20 protein-coding genes are annotated in these 21,041 nt (G+C 72.8%); 15 read left to right on the top strand and 5 right to left on the bottom strand.

From position 1 onward, the window contains the following. The first annotated feature begins 4 nt into the window (after window positions 1–4). Complete coding sequence (locus ACFYXS_RS18155; RefSeq protein ID WP_389249147.1) at window positions 5–1,450, top strand: wax ester/triacylglycerol synthase family O-acyltransferase; 1,446 nt, start codon at window positions 5–7, stop codon at window positions 1,448–1,450. 60 nt (window positions 1,451–1,510) lie between these two features. Here the strand turns inward: ACFYXS_RS18155 and ACFYXS_RS18150 are convergent, their stop codons facing one another. Next, window positions 1,511–2,005 carry an inorganic diphosphatase gene (locus ACFYXS_RS18150; RefSeq protein WP_389249145.1) on the bottom strand — a complete coding sequence of 165 codons (495 nt, stop codon included), beginning with the start codon at window positions 2,003–2,005 and terminating at the stop codon, window positions 1,511–1,513. Window positions 2,006–2,339: 334 nt separating this feature from the next. On the opposite strand from ACFYXS_RS18150, the gene dacB reads away from it, so the two are divergent. The 12 genes from dacB to ACFYXS_RS18090 all read left to right on the top strand — a co-directional run bounded on the left by dacB (window position 2,340) and on the right by ACFYXS_RS18090 (window position 14,655). Then, window positions 2,340–3,548 (top strand): D-alanyl-D-alanine carboxypeptidase/D-alanyl-D-alanine-endopeptidase, encoded by a 1,209-nt coding sequence (gene dacB / locus ACFYXS_RS18145; protein ID WP_389249143.1) that lies wholly within the window; start codon window positions 2,340–2,342, stop codon window positions 3,546–3,548. Between the two features lie 69 nt (window positions 3,549–3,617). Beyond that, window positions 3,618–4,790, top strand: a complete 1,173-nt coding sequence (locus tag ACFYXS_RS18140) for a zinc-dependent metalloprotease (RefSeq protein WP_389249141.1) — start codon at window positions 3,618–3,620, stop codon at window positions 4,788–4,790. Window positions 4,791–5,046: 256 nt separating this feature from the next. Beyond that, complete coding sequence (gene tilS, locus ACFYXS_RS18135) at window positions 5,047–6,033, top strand: tRNA lysidine(34) synthetase TilS (RefSeq protein ID WP_389249139.1); 987 nt, start codon at window positions 5,047–5,049, stop codon at window positions 6,031–6,033. 36 nt (window positions 6,034–6,069) lie between these two features. Beyond that, entirely contained in the window at window positions 6,070–6,609 is a 540-nt protein-coding gene (gene hpt / locus ACFYXS_RS18130) for a hypoxanthine phosphoribosyltransferase (protein ID WP_389249871.1), read from the top strand. Between the two features lie 193 nt (window positions 6,610–6,802). Next, entirely contained in the window at window positions 6,803–8,854 is a 2,052-nt protein-coding gene (ftsH, locus tag ACFYXS_RS18125; protein WP_389249137.1) for an ATP-dependent zinc metalloprotease FtsH, read from the top strand. Between the two features lie 116 nt (window positions 8,855–8,970). Continuing rightward, on the top strand, window positions 8,971–9,579 hold the full coding sequence (folE, locus tag ACFYXS_RS18120; RefSeq protein ID WP_389249135.1) for a GTP cyclohydrolase I FolE: 609 nt from the start codon (window positions 8,971–8,973) through the stop codon (window positions 9,577–9,579). Between the two features lie 173 nt (window positions 9,580–9,752). Beyond that, a complete protein-coding gene (locus ACFYXS_RS18115) occupies window positions 9,753–11,510 on the top strand; it encodes a phosphatidylglycerol lysyltransferase domain-containing protein (RefSeq protein ID WP_389249133.1) in 1,758 nt (585 codons plus the stop codon). A 32-nt stretch (window positions 11,511–11,542) separates the two neighbouring features. Next, window positions 11,543–12,397, top strand: coding sequence for a dihydropteroate synthase (gene folP, locus ACFYXS_RS18110; protein ID WP_389249131.1), 855 nt, complete (start codon window positions 11,543–11,545; stop codon window positions 12,395–12,397). A 64-nt stretch (window positions 12,398–12,461) separates the two neighbouring features. Continuing rightward, on the top strand, window positions 12,462–12,950 hold the full coding sequence (locus ACFYXS_RS18105) for a nuclear transport factor 2 family protein (RefSeq protein ID WP_389249129.1): 489 nt from the start codon (window positions 12,462–12,464) through the stop codon (window positions 12,948–12,950). Between the two features lie 213 nt (window positions 12,951–13,163). Next, on the top strand, window positions 13,164–13,523 hold the full coding sequence (gene folB, locus ACFYXS_RS18100) for a dihydroneopterin aldolase (protein WP_389249127.1): 360 nt from the start codon (window positions 13,164–13,166) through the stop codon (window positions 13,521–13,523). Beyond that, window positions 13,499–14,110 (top strand): 2-amino-4-hydroxy-6-hydroxymethyldihydropteridine diphosphokinase, encoded by a 612-nt coding sequence (folK, locus tag ACFYXS_RS18095; RefSeq protein WP_389249869.1) that lies wholly within the window; start codon window positions 13,499–13,501, stop codon window positions 14,108–14,110. Before folB ends, folK begins: the two co-directional genes overlap by 25 nt. 50 nt (window positions 14,111–14,160) lie before the next feature. Next, complete coding sequence (locus ACFYXS_RS18090) at window positions 14,161–14,655, top strand: DUF3180 domain-containing protein (RefSeq protein ID WP_389249867.1); 495 nt, start codon at window positions 14,161–14,163, stop codon at window positions 14,653–14,655. A 21-nt stretch (window positions 14,656–14,676) separates the two neighbouring features. Here the strand turns inward: ACFYXS_RS18090 and ACFYXS_RS18085 are convergent, their stop codons facing one another. After that, a complete protein-coding gene (locus tag ACFYXS_RS18085; RefSeq protein ID WP_389249125.1) occupies window positions 14,677–15,279 on the bottom strand; it encodes a GPP34 family phosphoprotein in 603 nt (200 codons plus the stop codon). A gap of 325 nt (window positions 15,280–15,604) precedes the next feature. Here ACFYXS_RS18085 and ACFYXS_RS18080 point away from each other — a divergent pair, with 325 nt between their 5' ends. Continuing rightward, complete coding sequence (locus ACFYXS_RS18080) at window positions 15,605–16,597, top strand: hypothetical protein (RefSeq protein WP_389249123.1); 993 nt, start codon at window positions 15,605–15,607, stop codon at window positions 16,595–16,597. 40 nt (window positions 16,598–16,637) lie between these two features. Here the strand turns inward: ACFYXS_RS18080 and ACFYXS_RS18075 are convergent, their stop codons facing one another. Together ACFYXS_RS18075 and ACFYXS_RS18070 are read right to left on the bottom strand one after the other, a co-directional pair. Continuing rightward, window positions 16,638–17,780, bottom strand: a complete 1,143-nt coding sequence (locus ACFYXS_RS18075; protein ID WP_389249121.1) for an NADH-quinone oxidoreductase subunit D — start codon at window positions 17,778–17,780, stop codon at window positions 16,638–16,640. Further along, window positions 17,777–18,826 carry an SAM-dependent methyltransferase gene (locus ACFYXS_RS18070; RefSeq protein WP_389249119.1) on the bottom strand — a complete coding sequence of 350 codons (1,050 nt, stop codon included), beginning with the start codon at window positions 18,824–18,826 and terminating at the stop codon, window positions 17,777–17,779. The genes ACFYXS_RS18075 and ACFYXS_RS18070 overlap by 4 nt, the downstream gene beginning before the upstream one ends. A 215-nt stretch (window positions 18,827–19,041) precedes the next feature. Here ACFYXS_RS18070 and ACFYXS_RS18065 point away from each other — a divergent pair, with 215 nt between their 5' ends. After that, window positions 19,042–20,022, top strand: coding sequence for a carbohydrate-binding protein (locus tag ACFYXS_RS18065; protein WP_389249117.1), 981 nt, complete (start codon window positions 19,042–19,044; stop codon window positions 20,020–20,022). A gap of 43 nt (window positions 20,023–20,065) precedes the next feature. Here the strand turns inward: ACFYXS_RS18065 and ACFYXS_RS18060 are convergent, their stop codons facing one another. Then, window positions 20,066–21,004 (bottom strand): 1-phosphofructokinase family hexose kinase, encoded by a 939-nt coding sequence (locus ACFYXS_RS18060; RefSeq protein ID WP_389249115.1) that lies wholly within the window; start codon window positions 21,002–21,004, stop codon window positions 20,066–20,068. Window positions 21,005–21,041 lie beyond the last annotated feature (37 nt).

The raw sequence follows: 21,041 nt of genomic DNA, 5'->3' as shown, positions 1-21,041 counted from the left end.
AGCCTTGGCTGACGAGCTGTTGAGCCCGCTGGATCTCGCCTTCTGGAATCTCGACTCACCCGGCCATCCCATGTACCTGGGCGCCGTCGCCGTCTTCGAGCGCGACCCGGAGCACCCGGTCGACGCCGAGGGCCTCGCGGCCCTGATCACCGCGCGCGCCGAGAACGCCCCGCGCATGCGCCAGCGCGTGCGCGACGTCTGGTACGGCGTCGGCGGCGCCGCCTGGGCCCCCGACGAGCACTTCGACGTCCGGCGGCATGTGCACGCCGTCCGGCGCGCCGACACCTCGGCGGCCGTCGCGGAACTGATGTCCCGTCCGATGGACCGCGAGCACCCGCCGTGGGAGGTGTACGTCATCGAGGGCGCGCCCGACGCGCCCTTCTCCGTGCTCGTCAAACTGCACCACGCGCTGGCCGACGGCCTGCGCGCGGTGGAGTTCGGGGCGGTCCTGCTCGACCAGGGCGTACGCCCGGCGGCCCCGGCCACCCCCGCGCCGCGCGCCGCGGCGGCCACGTCGCCGCCCGCGCCCCGGCAGCCGGCCGGTCTCCACCTGCCCGCGCTCCCGGGGCTGCCCGGCCTGCCGGGTCTTCCCGGTCTCTCCGGGCTCCCCGACCCGCGGCAGATGGTCGCCTCCCTGCCGTCGCGGGTGCGCGAGGCGGGCCGGGCGCTGGGCATCGGCTCGGCGGTGCTGCGTGCCTCCCTCGACCCCGGTGGCCCGGCCGCGCTCGGCGCCGCCCCCCGGCACGGCGGCGCGCCGCGCCGCTTCGCCGGCGCCTCGCTCGAGGTGGACGACATGCACCGGGTCCGCAAGACCAGCGGCGGCACCGTCAACGACGTCGTCATGGCCGTCGTCGCCGGCGCCCTGCGGCGCTGGATGGAGGCGCGCGGCGACGACCCGGACGGCCCCGGCCCGCGCGCGCTGATCCCGGTGGCGCGCCGCCGCCGCAAGGGCGTGCGCGGCGGCCGGGGCAACCGCATCTCCGGCTACCTGCTGCGGCTGCCGGTCGGCGAGGCCGACCCGCTGGCCCGGCTGCGCGGTGTGCGCGAGGGCATGGACCGCAACAAGGCCGCCGGGCCGGACACCGGCCCCGGGGCGGTGGCGCTGCTCGCCGACAGCGTGCCGCCGCTCGCGCACCGCTTCGCGGCGCCGCTGCTGGCCGCCTCCGCGCGCCTGCTGTTCGACGTGCTGGTCACCAACGTGCCGATGCTCGACGTGCCGCTGACGCTGGGCGGCTGCCGGATGACCGAACTCCATCCGATCGCCCCGCTCGCCCGCGGCCAGTCGCTGGCCGTGGCCATCTCGACCTACCGGGGCCGGGTCCACATCGGGCTCTTCGCGGATGCCACCGCCGTGCCCGACGCGGACGCGCTGGCCACCGCGCTGCACGGCTCCCTGGCGGAACTGCTGGCGGCCTGCGGGGAGGGCGAGGAGGCTGCGCGGCGCCCCTGAGCACGCACGAGGGCGGCGCGCCCCGGAAGGGAGCGCGCCGCCCTCGGCGGTGGCACGGCGTCAGTGGCCGCCGTGCTCCTTCAGGCGCTTGTAGGACGCCTCGATCTCGGCCTCGGCCTCGGCGCGGCCGACCCAGTTGGCGCCCTCGACGGACTTGCCGGGCTCCAGGTCCTTGTAGACCTCGAAGAAGTGCTGGATCTCCAGGCGGTCGAACTCCGAGACGTGGTGGATGTCCCGCAGGTGCTCCACGCGCGGGTCGGACGCCGGCACGCACAGCAGCTTGTCGTCGCCGCCGGCCTCGTCCGTCATGCGGAACATGCCGATCGTGCGGCAGCGCACGAGGACGCCCGGGAAGGTCGGCTCGTCCAGCAGGACGAGGGCGTCCAGGGGGTCGCCGTCCTCGCCGAGGGTGTTCTCCACGAAGCCGTAGTCCGCCGGGTAGACCGTCGAGGTGAACAGGTGCCTGTCCAGGCGGATACGACCGGTCTCGTGGTCCACTTCGTACTTGTTCCGGGAACCCTTCGGGATCTCGATCGTGACGTCGAACTCGAGCACAGCCTGTCCTCCATGATCAGCACATACTTCTGGTGATTAAGTGTCTCCCACGCTTGTGTGTGGTCGCGAAAGGGGCTGGTCCGGGGTGCCCGTCTCAAAGAACTGGCAGGTGGTGGCGGGGTCGACCGCCGCCGGCCTCGCCGTGGCGCTGACAGCGGTGGCCCTCGCGGGACCGTGGGAGTCAGGCCAGCGTACGGCCGAACGGGTGAGGGCCGCCTCCCGGGAGGAAAGGCCGGTCGGGGCCGGCGGGGCGGGGAGGCCGCCCAGCAGGCCCGCCGGGGGCCGCAAGGGGGCCTCCGCGCCCGTCCCTGCGCCCCAGGTGCTCGCCGCCGCCGTGGGCACGCAGGGAGCCGTGCCGCCGGCCGACAGCGGCCTCGCCGGCCGGCTCGCACCGCTGCTCAAGGACCGGGCGCTCGGGCCGCTGACCACCGGGGCGGTCGTCGACGCGGCCACCGGCGAGGGCGTCTGGGGGCACCGGGAGGGCACCGCGGCGGTGCCCGCCTCCACCACGAAGATCGCCACGGCGGTCGCCGCGCTGTCGCTGCTCGGACCCGACCACCGGCTCACCACCGGTGTCGTCGCGGACGGCGACGACCGCGTCGTCCTGGTGGGCGGCGGCGATCCCACCCTCACGGCCCGCAAGTCCGCCGGGGGCGGCTACGCCGCGGCCTCGCTGCGCGCCCTCGCCGACGGCACCGCCCGCGCCCTCAAGGCCCGCGGCACGCGCACCGTGCGGCTGTCGTACGACACGTCGCTCTACAGCGGGCCCACGGTTCATCCCATCGGGCACAACGACAACATCGCCCCGGTCGACGCCCTCATGACGGACGAGGGCCGGGCCGACGGCAAGAGCTGGAAGGGCCCGGTGGCCCGGGTCTGGGACCCCGCGGCCAAGGCGGCGACCACCTTCGCGGGAATGCTCCGCGACCGGGGCGTGAAGGTCACCGGCGCGGTGGACCGGCGCTCGGCCCCCGAGGGGGGCGCCGCCGACCGGCTGGCGGTGGTGCGCTCGGCGCCGCTGTCCGACCTGGTCGAGCGGATGCTCACCAACAGCGACAACGACATCGCCGAGGCCCTGGCCCGGCACACCGCCCTCGCCGCCGGTCTGCCCGGCTCCTTCAGCGGCGGCGCCCAGGGCATCTCCTCCGCCCTGCGCGAGCTGGGCGTCCCGCTCAAGGGTGCCCGTTTCACCGACGGCAGCGGCCTGAACCGCGCCGACCGGCTCACCGCCGACCAGCTCGCCCGGCTCCTGGTGCTGGCCGGCGACCCCGAGTACCCCGAGCTGCGGCCCACCCTGACGGGCCTGCCGATCGCCCACTTCACCGGCTCGCTGAAGGAACGCTTCACCGCGGGCGACGCCGGCGGCGGCATGGGCGTCATCCGCGCCAAGACCGGCACCCTCACCGGGGTCAACGCGCTGGCCGGCACCGTGGTGAACGCCGACGGGCGGCTCGTCACCTTCGCCTTCCTCAGCAACGGCACCACCAGCCCCGCCTCGGCGATGCGCGCCCTGGACCGGCTCGCCGCCGCGGTGGCCCGATGACGTTGCCGCGGTTGACCCGACACCCCGCGAACGCTCCCGAGCACGGGGGACAGCACGTACCGTGAAGGAATGACGAGCATCGGTGGTGCGGAGATGGTCGACTGGAATCTCGCGGTGGCGACCGCGACCCGCTTCGTGCGGCCCGGACCCGAGGTCAGCCGGGACGAGGCGCGCGCGGTGGTCGCGGAGCTGCGGGGGTACGCCAAGGAGTCGGAGGCCCACGTACGGGCGTTCACGCGGATGTTCGGGGACCAGGAGCCCGCGGACGCCGGGACGCCCGTGCTGATCGTGGACCGCCCAGGATGGATCAAGGCCAACGTGGCCGGCTTCCGCGAGGTGCTGAAGCCGCTGCTGGACAAGATGCAGGCCCGCAAGCCGGGCGGCCCCGGCGGCGCCGTGCTCGGCACCGTCGGCGGCAAGGTGACCGGGGTCGAGGTCGGGATGCTGCTGAGCTTCCTGGCCTCGCGCGTCCTCGGCCAGTACGAGACGTTCGCCCCGGCGTCCCGCGACATGCCGGCCGGCCCGGCGGTGCCGGGACCGGGCGAGCCGCGGACCGGCCGGCTGCTGCTGGTGGCCCCCAACATCGTCCACGTGGAGCGCGAACTCGACGTGGACCCGCACGACTTCAGGCTCTGGGTGTGCCTGCACGAGGAGACCCACCGCACGCAGTTCACGGCCGTCCCGTGGCTGCGCGACCACATCGAGCAGGAGGTCCAGGCCTTCCTCGGCGAGACCGAGATTGACCCCTCCACGCTGATCGAGCGGCTGCGCGAGGCGTTCCAGTCCTTCTCCGGCGGTCGTCCCGAGGCGGAGGAGGAGGCGGTCGACGCCGGGCCGGAGGAGGGCCGCAGCCTGATCGACCTCGTGCAGACCCCGAACCAGCGGGAGATCCTGGGCCGGCTGACGGCGGTGATGTCGCTGCTGGAGGGGCACGCCGACTACGTGATGGACGGCGTCGGCCCCGACGTGGTGCCGTCGGTGGCCGAGATCCGGGAGAAGTTCCAGGTCCGCCGGCAGAGCGGCGCGGGGCGGCTGGACCAGGCGCTGCGCAGGCTGCTGGGGCTGGACGCCAAGCTGCGCCAGTACCGGGACGGCGAGCGTTTCGTGCGGGCCGTGGTCGACCAGGCGGGCATGGACGGCTTCAACCGGATCTGGACCTCGCCCAACACGCTGCCGACGAAGCTGGAGATCGCCAAACCGGCGGACTGGGTGGCGCGGGTGCACCGCAGGACCGAGACCTGACCCGCGGGGGCCGTTCCCGCCCCGGCGCACCCCCTCCCCACCCGTTACCCCACCCCGTCCCCAGCCGTTGTTCCAGCCGCCCTTTGCTCGTCTTTTCGCCTGTTCCTTTCACCCGTCCGAGGGACCGTCGGCGCAGCGTAAGCGTGCAATGCTCGGGTATTGCACGCTGTCTGTCACCATCTAGCTACCCTGCGTCACTCCACCGTCTCCACTGCCTCCACTGCTCCGCCAGTGCTCTTCAGGAGGGAAACCGGACATGGGTCCCCACCCCGCGGTCGCGGCGATACGCCTCGCGGTCCGCCGCGTACTCCAGGACGTCCTGACCGACCACGCGGGCGGTAGCCCGCTGGTGCTCGCCGCCTGCAGCGGCGGCGCCGATTCCATGGCACTCGCCACCGCGCTCGCCTTCGAGGCCCCCAAACTCGGCGTGCGCGCCGGCGGTGTGACCGTCGACCACGGCCTCCAGGACGGCTCGGACGTCCGCGCCGTGGACGTGGCCGCCCGCCTGCGCGGCCTGGGCCTGGACCCGGTGGACGCGGTCGCCGTGACCGTGGGCCGCCAGGGCGGCCCCGAGGCCGCCGCCCGTGACGCCCGCTACGCGGCCCTCGACGCCGCCGCGGAGCGCGCCGGCGCGTCCGCGGTGCTGCTCGGCCATACCCGCGACGACCAGGCCGAGACGGTGCTGCTGGGGCTGGCCCGCGGCTCGGGCATCCGGTCGCTGTCCGGCATGCCGTCGGTCAACGGCCGCTACCGCCGCCCGTTCCTGCTGCTGGACCGCGACACGGTCCGCAAGGCCTGCCTGGCGCAGGGCATCGACGTGTGGGAGGACCCGCACAACCACGACCCGGCCTACACCCGCTCCCGCGTCCGCCACGAGGCGCTGCCCGTGCTGGAGAAGTCCCTCGGCAAGGGCGTGGTCGAGGCGCTGGCGCGTACCGCCCAGCTCTCCCGCGACGACGCGGACGCACTGGACCAGTGGGCCGCCGAGGCGGAACGGTCCGCCTCCGACGCCGAGGGCGGCCTGGACATCTCCCGCCTGCTCGTGCTCCCCCCCGCCGTCCGCCGCCGGGTGCTGCGCCGCGCGGCCCTCGCCGCGGGTTCCCCCGCCGGTTCGCTCTTCGCCCGCCACATCGAGGAGACCGACCGCCTGCTCACCGCCTGGCGCGGCCAGAAGCCGCTCAACCTGCCGGGCGGAGTCGCCGTCGGGCGGCGCAATGGCAGACTGTTCTTCCAGGCCTTGTAGACCGAGCCGGAAGTTGTACGGGTGAACGAGAACGACATGGGCACCGACCTCGAGAAGGTGCTCATCTCCAAGCAAGAGATCGACGCCAAGCTGGCTGAGCTGGCGGCGAAGATCGACCGGGACTACCAAGGCAAGGACCTGCTCATCGTCGGCGTCCTCAAGGGCGCGGTGATGGTCATGGCGGATCTCGCCCGCACCCTGTCCTCCAACGTCACGATGGACTGGATGGCCGTGTCCTCGTACGGCGCCGGGACCAAGTCCTCCGGCGTGGTGCGCATCCTCAAGGACCTGGACACCGACATCGCGGGCCGTGACGTCCTGATCGTCGAGGACATCATCGACTCCGGCCTGACCCTGTCCTGGCTGATCAGCAACCTCGGCTCGCGCCGTCCGGCCTCGCTGGAGGTCTGCACGCTGCTGCGGAAGCCCGATGCCGCCAAGGTCAAGATCGATGTCAAGTACGTCGGATTCGACATCCCGAACGAGTTCGTGGTCGGCTATGGCCTCGACTTCGCGGAGAAGTACCGGAACCTGCCGTTCATCGGCACTCTTGCGCCGCACGTGTACGGCGGCTGAGGCCTGCGGGAACCCTCACGCCCTCCGCGGCGTTGGAGGGTGGTAACGCTGTTTGTTAACGGTCTCCGGCGACTTCGGGTGACAATGCTGGGGTACCGTCCGAAGGTCGGTTCATACACCGGATGCACCGGCGGCTCTCCGGCCGCTGTGCCTCACTGTGGCAGGAGGGACGGGGCGTGATCGCCCCGCATGGATGGACGTGAAGCGCTATTTCCGTGGGCCAGTCATGTGGATCGTGCTGGCTGTCCTCGCCGTGGTCGTATTGATGCAGGTCGTCGGCTCGTCCGGCGGCTACAAGACGGTGGACACCGGCCAGGTCATCGCGGCGATCGACACGAATCAGGCCAAGTCGGCAGAGCTGACCACTGGTGACGAGAGCACCATCAAGGTCCAGCTGAAGGACGGCGCCAAGGTCAACGGCAAGGACCTCGGCTCCTCGAAGATCAAGGCGAGCTATATCGGCGACCAGGGCGTCGACATCGCGAAGACGCTGCAGACGAAATCGGAGAACGGCCAGCTCCCGCAGGGATACACGGTCGCTCCCTCGAAGCAGAACGCCTTCGTCGGCATCCTGCTCTCGCTGCTGCCCTTCGTGCTGATCGTCGTCGTGTTCCTGTTCCTGATGAACCAGATGCAGGGCGGCGGCTCCCGGGTCATGAACTTCGGGAAGTCCAAGGCCAAGCTGATCACCAAGGACACCCCGAAGACCACCTTCTCCGACGTCGCAGGCGCGGACGAGGCGGTCGAGGAGCTCCAGGAGATCAAGGAGTTCCTCCAGGAGCCGGCCAAGTTCCAGGCCGTGGGCGCCAAGATTCCCAAGGGTGTGCTGCTGTACGGCCCGCCCGGAACCGGCAAGACGCTGCTCGCGCGTGCCGTCGCGGGCGAGGCGGGTGTGCCGTTCTACTCGATCTCCGGTTCCGACTTCGTCGAGATGTTCGTCGGTGTCGGTGCCTCCCGGGTCCGTGACCTGTTCGAGCAGGCCAAGGCGAACGCCCCGGCCATCGTCTTCGTCGACGAGATCGACGCCGTCGGCCGGCACCGCGGTGCGGGCCTCGGCGGCGGGCACGACGAGCGCGAGCAGACGCTGAACCAGCTGCTGGTCGAGATGGACGGGTTCGACGTGAAGGGCGGCGTCATCCTGATCGCCGCCACCAACCGCCCCGACATCCTGGACCCGGCGCTGCTGCGTCCCGGCCGCTTCGACCGGCAGATCGCCGTCGACCGTCCGGACCTGCAGGGCCGCCTGGAGATCCTCCAGGTCCACCAGAAGGGCAAGCCGGTCGCGCCGGACGTCGACCTCAAGGCCGTCGCCCGCCGCACCCCCGGCTTCACCGGTGCGGACCTCGCCAACGTCCTCAACGAGGCGGCGCTGCTCACCGCGCGCAGCGACAAGAAGCTGGTCGACAACTCGATGCTGGACGAGGCCATCGACCGCGTCGTGGCCGGCCCGCAGAAGCGCACCCGGATCATGTCCGAGAAGGAGAAGAAGATCACCGCGTACCACGAGGGCGGACACGCCCTGGTCGCGGCGGCTTCTCCGAACAGCGACCCGGTCCACAAGATCACGATCCTGTCGCGCGGCCGTGCCCTGGGCTACACCATGGTGCTGCCGGACGAGGACAAGTACTCCACCACGCGCAACGAGATGCTCGACCGGCTGGCCATGACCATGGGCGGCCGCGCGGCGGAGGAGCTCGTCTTCCACGACCCGACCACCGGTGCCGCGGACGACATCGAGAAGGCCACCACGACGGCACGTGCGATGGTCACCCAGTACGGCATGACCGAGCGCCTGGGCGCGATCAAGTTCGGGACGAGTGACGGCGAGCCGTTCCTCGGCCGGGAGATGTCCCACCAGCGCGACTACTCGGAAGAGGTCGCCGGGCTGGTCGACGAAGAGGTCAAGAAGCTCATCGAGACCGCGCACAACGAGGCGTGGGAGATCCTGGTCGAGAACCGCGACGTCCTCGACAACCTCGTTCTGGCCCTCCTCGAGAAGGAGACGCTGAACAAGGAGGAGATCGCCGAGGTCTTCAAGCAGATCGTCAAGCGCCCGCCGCGGCCGGCCTGGACGGGTTCCTCGCGGCGTACGCCGTCGACCCGCCCGCCCGTGCTCTCGCCCAAGGAGCTCGCCCTGACCAACGGCACCCAGCCGTCGGCCAACGGAACGGCCACCGCGGCCGGCTCCCTGAGCAAGTCCGCCGAGAGCGTCGAGCTCCCGGAGGACCCCGGCACCGAGGGCTGACGCCCCCGGCGTGGCAACGCTCACGCTCACCGGAATGTCCGCCGTGCCCCCCAGGTTTCCTATCCTGGGGGGCGCGGCTTTTCCGCGTGGTACGGCGTACGAGGAACGAGGCACACATGACCGACCCGGTGACCCTTGAGGGCGAGCTGAGCCCCATCGGCGAGTTCGACGAGAAGCGTGCCGAGAACGCGATCCGCGAACTGCTCATCGCCGTGGGCGAGGACCCCGACCGGGAGGGCCTGCGCGACACCCCGGCACGGGTGGCCCGGTCGTACCGGGAGATCTTCGCCGGGCTCTACCAGGAGCCGGAGGATGTGCTGACGACCACCTTCGACCTCGGCCACGACGAGATGGTGCTGGTCAAGGACATCGAGGTGCTCTCCAGCTGTGAGCACCACCTGGTCCCGTTCGTGGGCGTCGCGCACGTCGGTTACATCCCGTCGGCGGACGGCAAGATCACCGGGCTGTCCAAGCTGGCGCGGCTGGTGGACGTCTTCGCCCGCCGTCCGCAGGTGCAGGAGCGGCTGACCACGCAGATCGCCGAGTCCCTGATGCGGATACTCGAACCGCGCGGTGTGATCGTGGTCATCGAGTGCGAGCACATGTGCATGACGATGCGCGGGGTCCGCAAGCCCGGCGCCAAGACCCTCACCTCGGCGGTGCGCGGGCAGCTGCGCGACCCGGCCACGCGGGCCGAGGCCATGAGCATGATCATGTCGCGATGAGCTGATCGCCGGCGGTGTCCGGCGAGGGTCCCCGGAAAGGTTCGGTATCCGGGGGGACACGGTTGTGCCACCGACGGAACCCTCGGGCGGGTGTTCACGTCCTACTGGGCGCACATCTTCGTACGCGAGTCGGGCGTACGGGACTTTTCCGCATCGCTGGAGCTTGGTGGGCCATGTCTGTCGTCGCAGAGGAAGACCCCGGCGCACGGGTTTCCCGGGGAGCAGAGCGGAGGCTTCCCGCGGTGCTGCCCGCCGCGGCGTCACCTCGTGCGGTGGGGACGGCGTGCGCGCTGGTCGGGCTGATGGACCTGGCGGCCGGGATCTTCCCCCGGTTCCGCTACAGCCGGATGCACGTGCTGGCCGGGGTCGTCCCCGGGACCGTCACGTCGGTGGCCGCCGCGGCGGCCGTGGTGACCGGCATCCTCATGCTGATGCTGGCGCACGCCCTCAAGCGGGGGAAGAAGCGCGCCTGGCGGGCCGCGGTGGTGCTGTTGCCGATCGGCGGGGTGGCGCAGCTGCTGCACCGTCACTCGCTGGGCGGCGCGGTCCTGTCGGCGGTGCTGCTGGCCCTGCTGATCCGCTACCGGGCCGAGTTCTCGGCGCTCGGCGATCCGCGCACGCGATGGCGGGCGGTGGCGGCGTTCGCGGGACTGAGCGGGCTCAGCGTGCTGCTGGGACTGCTCATCGTCAGCGCGCACCCGGCGGCCGAGAGGGGCGACCCGACGGTGGCGCAGCGGTTCACCGAGGTGGTGTACGGGCTGCTCGGCTTCGACGGGCCGGTCGGCTACGCCAGCGACCAGGCGGCCGACGTCGTCGCGTACTCCCTGGGCGGGCTCGGCTTCCTGATTGCCGCGACCACCGCGTACCTGGCACTGCGTCCCGCCCACCCGGTCGCCGAACTGACGGCGGAGGACGAGGAGCGGCTGCGCTGCCTGCTGGCCCGGCACGGCGCCCGGGACTCGCTCGGGCACTTCGCGCTGCGCCGGGACAAGAGCGTGGTGTTCTCCCCGAGCGGCAAGGCGGCGGTCTGCTACCGCGTCGTGTCCGGGGTGATGCTGGCCAGTGGTGATCCGATCGGCGACGTGGAGGCCTGGCCGGGCGCGATACACCGGTTCATGGCGGAGGCCCGCGCGCACGCGTGGATCCCGGCGGTGATGGGCTGCAGCGAGACCGGCGGCGAGGTGTGGACCCGGGAGACCGGGCTGGACGCGCTGGAGCTGGGCGACGAGGCGATCGTGGAGACGGCGGCGTTCTCGCTGTCCGGGCGGGCCATGCGCAACGTACGGCAGATGGTCAAGCGGATCGAGCGGGCCGGCTACGCGTGCAAGGTGCGCCGGGTGGGCGAGGTGGACGAGGGCGAGCGCGAGGTGATCCGCCGTGCGGCCGACGCGTGGCGGGGCACCGAGACCGAGCGCGGCTTCTCGATGGCGCTGGGCCGGATCGGCGACCCGTCCGACGCGGAGTGCGTGGTGGCGACCGCCCACGACGCGGACGGCGCACTGCGGGCGGTGCTGCACTTCGTGCCCTGGGGCAGCGACGGGATGTCGCTGGACCTCATGCGGCGCGACCGGGCCGCCGACCCCGGTCTGAACGAGCTGCTGATCGTCGCGGCGCTGCAACGGGCTCCGGAACTCGGGGTGAAGCGGGTCTCGCTGAACTTCGCGATGTTCCGCTCGGCGCTGGCCCGCGGGGAGCGGCTGGGCGCCGGGCCGGTGCTGCGCACCTGGCGCGGGCTGCTGGTCTTCCTGTCGCGCTGGTTCCAGATCGAGTCGCTGTACAAGTTCAACGCGAAGTTCCAGCCCGAGTGGCTGCCCCGCTTCTTGGTCTTCCGCGCCACCAAGGACCTGCCCCGGATCGGCCTGGCCGCGATGCAGGCCGAGGGCTTCGTCACCCTGGCCCTGCCCGCCTGGGCCTCCCGGCGTCTTCGGTGACCGGTGTCCGGGCCGCCACATAGGCTGACCTCATGGGTACGATGCGCGGCCAGGTGGCCGGATTGCCGTCCTGGGACCGGTGCGCGGTCATGGGCGTGGTGAACGTCACGCCGGACTCGTTCTCCGACGGCGGCGAGTGGTTCGACCCGGAGCTGGCCGTGAAGCACGGGCTGGACCTGGTGGCGGCCGGTGCCGACCTGGTGGACGTCGGCGGCGAGTCGACCCGCCCGGGCGCGGCGCGCGTGGACGAGTCGGAGGAACTGCGCCGGGTGATCCCGGTGGTCCGTGAACTGGCCAGGGCCGGGGTCGTGGTGAGCGTCGACACGATGCGTGCCGCGGTCGCGGAGAAGGCGGTCGGGGCGGGCGCGGCGCTGGTCAACGACGTCAGCGGCGGCCTCGCCGATCCGGCGATGATCCCGGTCGTGGCGGCGTCGGGCGCCCCCTTCGTCGTGATGCACTGGCGCGGCCAGAGCATCGACATGAACAACCGCGCGGTCTACGCGGACGTGGTCGGCGAGGTCACCGACGAGCTGCGGCGCAGCTTCGACGCCGCGGTGTCCGGCGGCATCGACCCGGAGCGGATCGTCCTCGATCCCGGTCTGGGCTTCGCCAAGGACGCCGAGCACGACCTCGCGCTGATCGCGCACATGGAGGACCTGCGGACGCTGGGCCGCCCGCTGCTGATCGCGGCCTCGCGCAAGCGGTTCCTCGGCAGGGTCCTCGCCGGAGAGGGCGGCGATCCGCCGCCGGCGCGCGAGCGGGACGCCGCGACGGCCGCGGTGACCGCGATCGCCGCGAGCCGCGGGGCGTGGGCGGTGCGGGTGCACGAGGTGCACGACAGTGCGGACGCGGTCCGTGTGGCGCGGGCGATCGAAGGGGCGCGATGAGCGAGCGGTGGCAGTGGGGTCGGGGCGGGCGACGGGGTCGTCCCGTGGCGCGGGGGGTGTCGCGGTGACGCCGCGCACGGCCGAGGCGGCCCAGGTCGAGCAGGCGAACCAGGCGTTCTACGACGCCGTGGAGCGCTCGGACCTGGACGCGCTGGAGGAGCTGGTGCTGACCGGCCCGCTGGCGGAGACGGTGTCGGTGGTGCACCCGGGGTGGCCGGTGCTGCGCGGCCGCCGCGAGGTGATGCGCTCGTACGCGCTGATCATGGCGAACACCGAGTACATCCAGTTCTTCCTCACGGACGTGGAGGTCGCGGTCGACGGGGACACCGCGCTCGTGACGTGCACCGAGAACATCCTCACCGGCGGCCCCGCCGAGGAGGAGGGCGAGATGGGCTCGCTGGTGGGCGGTCTGGTGGTGGCCACGAATGTGTTCCGGCGCACACCGGAGGGGTGGCGGCTGTGGGTGCACCACGGTTCCCCGGTCATGGCCGGTGCCGGTGAGGACGACGAGGAGGACGGGGACGGCGCGGACGGCGGCGAGGGCGCGGCCTGAACACCCCGGTGGGTGCCACCCGTTCGTGCCAATGGGACGACGGGTGCGGAGTAGGGGCCTCCGCTACGGGGTAAGCGCGGGTCGTTCGGGCCCCCGCTGCCCCGGTACTGGGGGCTGTCGGCGGTCGCAGGTAGATTCGAGTAAGGGCGTACTGTTGCGTCCTGCCCCCTCGTCCAATTCGTCCATCCGTTCGACGACCAGTGGGAGTGCATCGTGGACCGAGTCGCGCTGCGTGGCCTGAGAGCCCGTGGGCACCACGGCGTGTTCGAGCACGAGCGCCGCGAGGGCCAGGACTTCGTCGTGGACCTCGTCCTCGGGCTGGACACCGCGCCGGCCGCGGCCACGGACGACCTGACCAGGACCGTGCACTACGGGATCGTCGCCGAGGAGGTCGCGGCCGTCGTGCAGGGCGAGCCGGTGGACCTCATCGAGACCCTCGCCCAGCGGATCGCCGACCAGTGCCTCGAGCACGAGCTGGTGGAGGAGGTGGAGGTGACCGTGCACAAGCCGCAGGCCCCGATCACCGTTCCCTTTGACGACGTGACCGTATCGATCATCCGGAGGCGCCCGTGAGCTACGACCCCACCGTGCAGCCCGTCCCGGCCTCCGTTGTCGCGCAGGTCGACGCGGCGGACTCCACGCTGCAGAACCCCAAGTACGCCGTGATCTCCCTGGGGAGCAACCTCGGCAACCGCCTGGACACCCTCCAGGGCGCGGTGGACGCGTTGGAGGACACTCCGGGCGTCCGCGTGAAGAAGGTCTCGCCGGTGTACGAGACCGAGCCCTGGGGCGTCGAACCGGGCTCCCAGCCGAACTACTTCAACGCCGTGGTCCTGATCAAGACCACCCTGCCGCCGTCCTCGCTGCTGGAGCGCGGCCGGGCCATCGAGGACGCCTTCGCCAGGACCCGCACCGAGCGGTGGGGAGCCCGGACGATCGACGTCGACATCGTCGCCTACCAGGGCGTGGTGTCCGACGACCCGGAGCTCACGCTGCCGCACCCGCGGGCGCACCAGCGGGCGTTCGTGCTCGCGCCGTGGCACGACATCGACCCCGCGGCGGAACTGCCGGGCGCGGGCACGGTGGCCGGGCTGCTGGCCGGTGTGGGGCGGGAGGCGGTCTGGTCCCGCGGTGACGTGGAACTCAGGCTGCCCGAGTAATCGTTGACGACTTCGTCGTTGTGTCCGTCGATGTGGGGAGCGAGTACTCGGTGAAGGCGCTGCGTATCAGGACCCTGGTCGGTCTCTTCGTCGTGGCCGGGGTCCTTTCCTGGGCCGGCGCCAAGCTCTGGGACTCGGTGGGCACGCTGCCCAGCGTGCCGGTGGCCGCCCCCATCGTGCTGGCGTTGATCGCGGTCGTGCTGGCCGCGACCGCGCTGTCGCTGCGGTCCCGGCTGCGGGCCCAGCGTGAGCGGCGCCCCGGCGCCAAGGGAGTGGACCCGCTGCTGGCCGCCCGCGCGGTCGTCTTCGGCCAGGCGAGCGCGCTGGTGGCGGCTCTGGTCGCGGGTATGTACGGCGGCGCGGTCGTGTTCCTGATCATGTACGAGCTCGACAACGAGCCCCGCCGCAACCAGGCGATCTACGGTGGCGCGGCGGTGATCGCGGGTGTCGCGGTGTGCGCCGCCGCGCTGTTCATGGAGCGGGTCTGCCGGCTCCCCGAGGACGAGGACGACCACCGCAACGGGGTCATAGGGGGCCGCGCGTAGCGGTCCCCCCCCGCACGGGGGTCAGTAGCCGCGCCGGACGTTCTCGGCGGCGGCGTCCTGCCGCCGCCTCGCGCGGCGCCGGCGCTCGGCGGCCAGTTCGCCCACGGCGTCGCCCACGGCGGCGAGTACGGTCGCCGTCCCCGGGTCGGCGACCGGCGGCGTAGCGTCACGCAGCCCCACGGCCGCCCCGAGACCGGCCAGTACGGGTTCCGCCGCCGCCCAGCGCTGCGCCGCGCGGCGTCGGGCCGGGGTGTCGGCGGGCACGATCGAGGTCGTCCGCAGGACCACCCAGCGGCGCTGCCGCCTCTCCTCCAGCTCGCCGTCCGCCTCCAGCGCGGCCAGGTAGGCCGGGGTCAGGTCCCGGCCCCGGCGCCACAGCCAGTCGGCGACCGTCTCGTACGGCGCCTGGCGGTTGAGCGCCGCCGCGGCACGGTCCAGCAGCGGGTCCGCCAGGGGGGACCGCTCGCCGGGCACGAGACGGTCGTCCGCCAGCGTCACGGCCCCGGCGGTCATGAGGTCGACGGCTTCGGCCCCGGCGAGCGCGAGCGACAGATCGCCCTGCTCGACGGAGCGGCCGATGGCCGGCTCCGAGGCGGTGATCAGCAAGTCCCGCGGTGTGCTCATCTCACGGCTCCCCGTCGGGACGCCGTCCGGCGGCCCTCCCGCCGATTGTCACGCGGCCGCCGCCCGCCCGCCAGTGATCTCCGGGGGCCGAGGCCGGTCCGGCAGGCCCGTGTGGAGCGGAGGAGGACGGCCGGCGTGTGGCCGGGGAACACCTCACGTCCAAGGGCCCGCCGCGGTGCTGGGCGGGGTCGGAATTCGTCCGCGCAGGGCATCGGGGCCACGCATGGTATCGGTGCGGATGCCCTCCGTATTTGTCGTTGTATGTTCAGTGAGAAATCGGATGGCGGAGCCCCATGCGACTCACGGGCACGCTAAGTTCCTTGGCATGCCACGTGGACGCCACCGCCATTCCCAACCGCTGCACAGGCTGCTGCCGCCCGTGACGGTCGCCGGTTCCGCCGCGGCTCTCGCGCTCGGCGGGCTGGCGATCGGTGATCCGGCGCTGCTCCGTGTCCTCGTGTTCGCGGCGGCGGCGTCCGCCGGTACCGGTGCTTTCCTGCTGCGCAGTTGGGACCGTTCGGCCGGCAAGCAGGTCGCCGATCTCAAGACTGCCCGCGTGCGCGACGAGTGGCGCGCCGACGAGCGCATCGCGGAGCTGGAGGTCGACCTCGAGGACTCCCGCGATCTGCGCGGCAAGCTGGAGAACAAGCTGCGCGGCAAGCGCGCCGAACTGGCCCGGCTGCGCACCGAGCACGCCGATCTGCTGCGCCGCTACGCCACCGCCGAGTCCGAGCGCGCCCGCGCCCTGGAGGACGGCCGTGTGCTGGCCCGCCAGGCCGCCGGTTCCGCGCTGCCGGTGCCGGCGAACGCGCTCGGCCCCACCGCCTATCTGCGGGCCGCCGCGGCGCTCAAGGACCTCTCGCGCAACGCCGCCCGCCAGCAGGCCGCCGCCACCGTCGAGGAGGCCCGCCGCCGCGACGTGGCGGACTCCGACGAGCAGCACGGCCGGCACGCCGCCTCGGACGGTGCCGTGGCCACCACCGGCGTCCTGGAGCGTCCCGCGGGCAACCCGGCGCTGCCGGTGCGGCAGCCCAAGGCGCTGCCGGCCGTCGCCGCGGCCGTCCTTCCGTACGCCAAGCCGCACAAGCAGGCCTCCCGGGCCCAGGGCGGGTTCGACTTCTTCGGTACGGCCAAGAACGCCAAGGGCCAGCCGAAGGAGCTGCCGCCGGGCGCGGAGGGGGCCGCGGAGGCGGACCTCGCCGACGTCGTCGGGGACGAGGCGCTCGCGTTGCAGTCCGGCGCCGAGGTCATCGACCTCACCGCGCACGACGAGACCGAGCAGCTCGACCTCAGCGAGCTGCGCGCCCAGTCCTCGTAGTCGTTGCGGTCGTCGTAGGTGCCGCTGCCCCTGCCGGGGGCTACTTGTCGATGTCGCCCACGACGAAGAACATCGAGCCCAGGATCGCCACCATGTCCGCGACCAGGGTGCCCGGCAGCAGCACGGCCAGTGCCTGGATGTTGTTGTAGGACGCCGAGCGCAGCTTCAGCCGGTACGGCGTCTTCTCGCCCTTGGACACCAAGTAGTAGCCGTTGAGCCCGAGCGGGTTCTCCGTCCAGGCGTAGGTGTGGCCCTCCGGGGCCTTGAGCACCTTGGGCAGCCGCTGGTTCACCGGGCCCGGGGGCAGTTCGGCCAGCCGGTCCAGGCAGGCGTCTGCGAGGTCCAGGGCGTTGTACGTCTGGTGCAGCAGCATCTCGAAGCGGGCCAGGCAGTCGCCCTCGGAGCGGGTCGCCACCTTCAGGGTGTCCTGGAGCTCCCCGTAGGCCAGGTACGGCTCGTCGCGCCGCAGGTCGAAGTCGACGCCCGAGGCGCGCGCGATCGGGCCGCTGACGCCGTAAGCGTGGACGTCCCGCGCGGGCAGCACCCCGACGCCGCGGGTGCGGCCGCGGAAGATCTCGTTGCCCAGCACCAGGTCGTCGAACGTCCCCATGCGGGAGCGCACCTGCGCCACGGCGGCGCGCGCGCGTCCGTACCAGCCGTTCGGCAGGTCCTCCTTGAGGCCGCCGACGCGGTTGAACATGTAGTGCATACGGCCGCCGGAGACCTCCTCCATGACCGCCTGGAGGTCCTCGCGCTCGCGGAACGCGTAGAAGATCGGTGTGATGCCGCCCAGTTCCAGCGGGTACGAGCCGAGGAACATCAGGTGGTTGAGCACCCGGTTCAGCTCGGCGAGCAGGGTGCGGGTCCACACCGCGCGCTCCGGCACCTCCATGCCGAGCATGCGCTCCACGGCCAGGACGACGCCCAGTTCGTTCGAGAAGGCGGAGAGCCAGTCGTGGCGGTTGGCCAGCATGATGATCTGGCGGTAGTCGCGGGCCTCGAAGAGCTTCTCCGCGCCCCGGTGCATGTAGCCGACGATCGGCTCGGCCTCGCTGATCCGCTCTCCGTCCAGCTTCAGCCGCAACCGCAGCACGCCGTGCGTCGAGGGGTGCTGCGGGCCGATGTTCAGCACCATGTCCGTGCCTTCGGCGGCGCCGCCGATCCCGATCGTGGTCTCCGTCATGCGCCTAGTTTCCCACCCGTCCGGGCCGTCCGTGCGGCCCGGTTGGGCGCGACGGGCAGGCTGAGCCAGAGGAAGCCGCCGAGGCCGGTGGGGGCGGTGAGCTCGGCGGCCTGGCCGGCGGCGGCCAGGGCGCGGACGTACCCGGCGGGATCGGTGGACGCCAGGGAGAGCGGGGGGCGGCCGCCCGTGACGCCGAGGGCGTGCAGGGCGTCGCGCTGGGTGGTGAGGGTGGCACCGTCGGCGCCCGCGGCGGCGCAGGCGTCCATGGCCACGTGCGCGGTGACGTCGCTGGAGCCGTCGGGCACGGCGGGGGAGATCTCGCGGCCCTCGCGGAAGGCGGTGAGCGTCCCGTACGGCGGCCGGGCGCCGGCCACGTGCCCGTAGTCGACCGCGACGGCGAGTCCCGCGTCGAGGCCGGCCGTCGCGTCGGCCCAGGCGGAATCCCGCCACCGGCCGATTTCCGCCCGGGTCCCCTCCTCCGCACCCGTCAGCGGCCACCAGCGGTCGAGCCATGCGGCGTCCGCGCCGGCCACCGGGTCGCCCAGCCGCTCGGCCCCGTCGCGGGCGCGTACCAGGACGTACCGGGCGACGCCCTCCGCGTCCGTCTGCGCGACGTCGACCGGCACGTTGTCCAGCCATTCGTTGGCGAAGAGCAGCCCGCGCACCCCCCGCGGCGGCTCCGCGCACCACACCACGCGCTCGTCCAGCCCCGGCGGACGCGGCGCCTTCTCGACCGCCCAGACCCGCAGCCGCGGCGGCTCGTCAAAGGCCTCCAGGACCGCCCTGACCAGCTCTCCGGCGCCCGCGCCGATGTCGACGAACGCGAGCTCCGGCGGGTGCCCGAGGCCGGCGTCGACGCGCCGCAGCAGCTCCGCGACGGCGCCGGCGAAGAGCGGCGAGGCGTGCACGGAGGTGCGGAAGTGGGCGGCCGGGCGCTCGCGCCGGAAGAAGCCGGCGGGCCCGTACAGCGCCCGCTCGGTGGCCTCCCGCCACCCCGTCCACTCGTTCGCGTCCGGGGGCCCGTCCCCGGTTGTGTCTTCGGTCACGGCTCCACCGTATGGGCCCATCTCGGAGGGTTCGCGATCCGTGGTCGCTCTTCGCGGACCGGTAGGGTACCCGGGGCAGGGATGTGTCCGCCCGCGACAGCCGCGGATGAATCGATCATGAACATTGGCCATCCGGAGAGCACACCCCCTTATGCCGGGCCTCCCGGCACTGATAGGTGCTGTGCAAGCGATAGGCAGTGGAAGGTGAAGAGCGGATGACGGCCGGCAACAACGGCGCCCCCGAGCCCGGGAACGACGACCCCTTCGGGTATCTGTACCGGCAGGACGGCGAGGACGCGGGTCAGACGTCCGTCGCGCAGCCGGGTGTGCCCCGCACGTCGTACAACCAGGTCCAGCGGGTCGGCGAGCGCCGCCAGCAGCAGCCCCCCGCCTACGGCTACCCGCAGCAGCAACAGCAGCAGCAGTCCGGTTACGGTCAGCAGCCCTCGCAGCAGCCCGGTTACGGACAGCAGCAGCCGGGATACGGTCAGCAGCCGCAGGCGACCCAGGCCATGCCGCAGCCCGCTCCCGCCGGTCCCGGCGGCGGGCGCCGTGCGGCGGCATCCCGCTCCACCGGGCCCAACAGCAAGGGCCTGCTGATCGGCGCCGTCGCCGTGGTCGCGGCCGTCGCGATCGGCATCGGCGTCGCCATGGCCAACGGCTCCGGCGGCGACGCGCAGGCGGGGAACTCCCCGTCGCCGACCGCCTCTTCGGGCACCGGCGGCGACGAGCCGTCCGCCGACGCCAGCCAGGACGGCGGCGGCGAGCTGCCGGGCAAGACGGACGCGGCGAGCCTGCCCCTGTCCGGCGGCGCGGCCATCGCGACGGACGTGCCCGGGGCCAAGTCCGCCGGCGGCAAGTACGTCGCCGGGATGGAGACCGTGGGGGCGGCCGTCACATGGAAGTTCAACGCGCCCGAGGACGGCGCGTACACCCTGTTCGTCGACTACACCGTTCCCGGCGCGGACGGCACGGCGACGATAACGGTCAACGGCTCGAAGCAGGCACGGCCGATCAGCCTGTCGAACTGGTCGCACGCCAAGGCGGGTGACTACGAGCACGCCTGGACCAACTCCTTCAGCTACATCGCGCTGAAGAAGGGGGAGAACACGGTGAGCCTGTCCTGCGAGGCGGGCAACACGTGCAACTTCTACCTCGACCAGGTGTCGCTGGAGCAGGGCGAGCACAAGAGCTGACGCGCCGGGGGCCGCGTGACGGGCGGGACTTTTGACACACGCCCTAGCGCGGCTCCTCCTCCGCGTGCGTGACCTCGATCCGCGCGAGCAGGTCCGCGTACGTCCCGCGGTCGAACTCGCCCGCCACCGGCGCGGCCACGGTCGCCGCCGAGAGCGCCACGGCGCGGGCGAGCCGGCGGGGCCAGTCCAGGCCCTCGACGAGACCGGACAGCAGGCCGGCGACGGCGGAGTCGCCCGCGCCGGCCGGGTTGCCGGTGACGGGCGCCGGCGGACGGGCCCGCAGCACGGAGCCGTCCTCGGTGAGGACCAGGAGGCCGTCCGGGCCCAGTGAGGCGGCCACCGCGCGGGCCCCGCGGCGCCGGGCGTCGCGGGCGGCACGCAGCGGTTCCAACGCGCCGGTGAGACCGGCCAGTTCGCCGGCGTTGGGCTTGACCAGGTCGGGCCGGGCGGCCAGTCCGCGCCGCAGCGGTTCGCCGCTGGTGTCGAGCAGGACGGGTATGCCCGCGCCGCGCGCGTCCCGCACGAGGTCGGCGTAGCAGCCGACGGGCAGTCCCGGCGGCAGGCTGCCGCACAGCGCGACGGCCCGCGCGCCGTCGTCCAGGAGCTTGCGGTAGACCCCCAGGAAGGCCGTCCACTCCTCCGAAGTGATCGTCGGACCGGGCTCGTTGAACATGGTCGTGTCGCCGCCCGACCCGTCCACGACGCCGACCGTGCGCCGGGTGGTCCCGGAGATCGGCACGAGGGCGTCGGTCACGCCGTCCACGTCGGCCAGTTGGTCCCGCAGCCGGTCGCCGGCCGGGCCGCCCGCGAACCCGGTCGCCACGGCCTCGTGGCCGAGCGCGGCGAGGACACGGGCGACGTTCAGGCCCTTGCCGCCGGGGCGTTCGGCGGTCTCCGACACCCGGTGGGTGGTGTGAGGACGCAGCCGGGGGACGCGGTAGGTCACGTCGAGGGCGGCGTTCAGCGTGACGGTGACGATCACCGCGTGATCCCTTCGAACAACGGGTGCGATGGGAAGG

This window comes from Streptomyces sp. NPDC002574, from assembly GCF_042889545.1.
Lineage (GTDB): Bacteria > Actinomycetota > Actinomycetes > Streptomycetales > Streptomycetaceae > Actinacidiphila.
This window is presented reverse-complemented; position numbering and strand designations above follow the sequence as displayed.

Coding starts and splice junctions, on each gene's coding strand:
- ACFYXS_RS18140 (WP_389249141.1), top strand. CDS start 3,618: ATGACGAGCATCGGTGGTGCGGAGATGGTCGACTGGAATCTCGCGGTG.
- tilS (WP_389249139.1), top strand. CDS start 5,047: ATGGGTCCCCACCCCGCGGTCGCGGCGATACGCCTCGCGGTCCGCCGC.
- hpt (WP_389249871.1), top strand. CDS start 6,070: ATGGGCACCGACCTCGAGAAGGTGCTCATCTCCAAGCAAGAGATCGAC.
- ftsH (WP_389249137.1), top strand. CDS start 6,803: ATGGACGTGAAGCGCTATTTCCGTGGGCCAGTCATGTGGATCGTGCTG.
- folE (WP_389249135.1), top strand. CDS start 8,971: ATGACCGACCCGGTGACCCTTGAGGGCGAGCTGAGCCCCATCGGCGAG.
- ACFYXS_RS18115 (WP_389249133.1), top strand. CDS start 9,753: ATGTCTGTCGTCGCAGAGGAAGACCCCGGCGCACGGGTTTCCCGGGGA.
- folP (WP_389249131.1), top strand. CDS start 11,543: ATGGGTACGATGCGCGGCCAGGTGGCCGGATTGCCGTCCTGGGACCGG.
- ACFYXS_RS18085 (WP_389249125.1), bottom strand. CDS start 15,279: ATGAGCACACCGCGGGACTTGCTGATCACCGCCTCGGAGCCGGCCATC.
- ACFYXS_RS18080 (WP_389249123.1), top strand. CDS start 15,605: ATGCCACGTGGACGCCACCGCCATTCCCAACCGCTGCACAGGCTGCTG.
- ACFYXS_RS18075 (WP_389249121.1), bottom strand. CDS start 17,780: ATGACGGAGACCACGATCGGGATCGGCGGCGCCGCCGAAGGCACGGAC.
- ACFYXS_RS18065 (WP_389249117.1), top strand. CDS start 19,042: ATGACGGCCGGCAACAACGGCGCCCCCGAGCCCGGGAACGACGACCCC.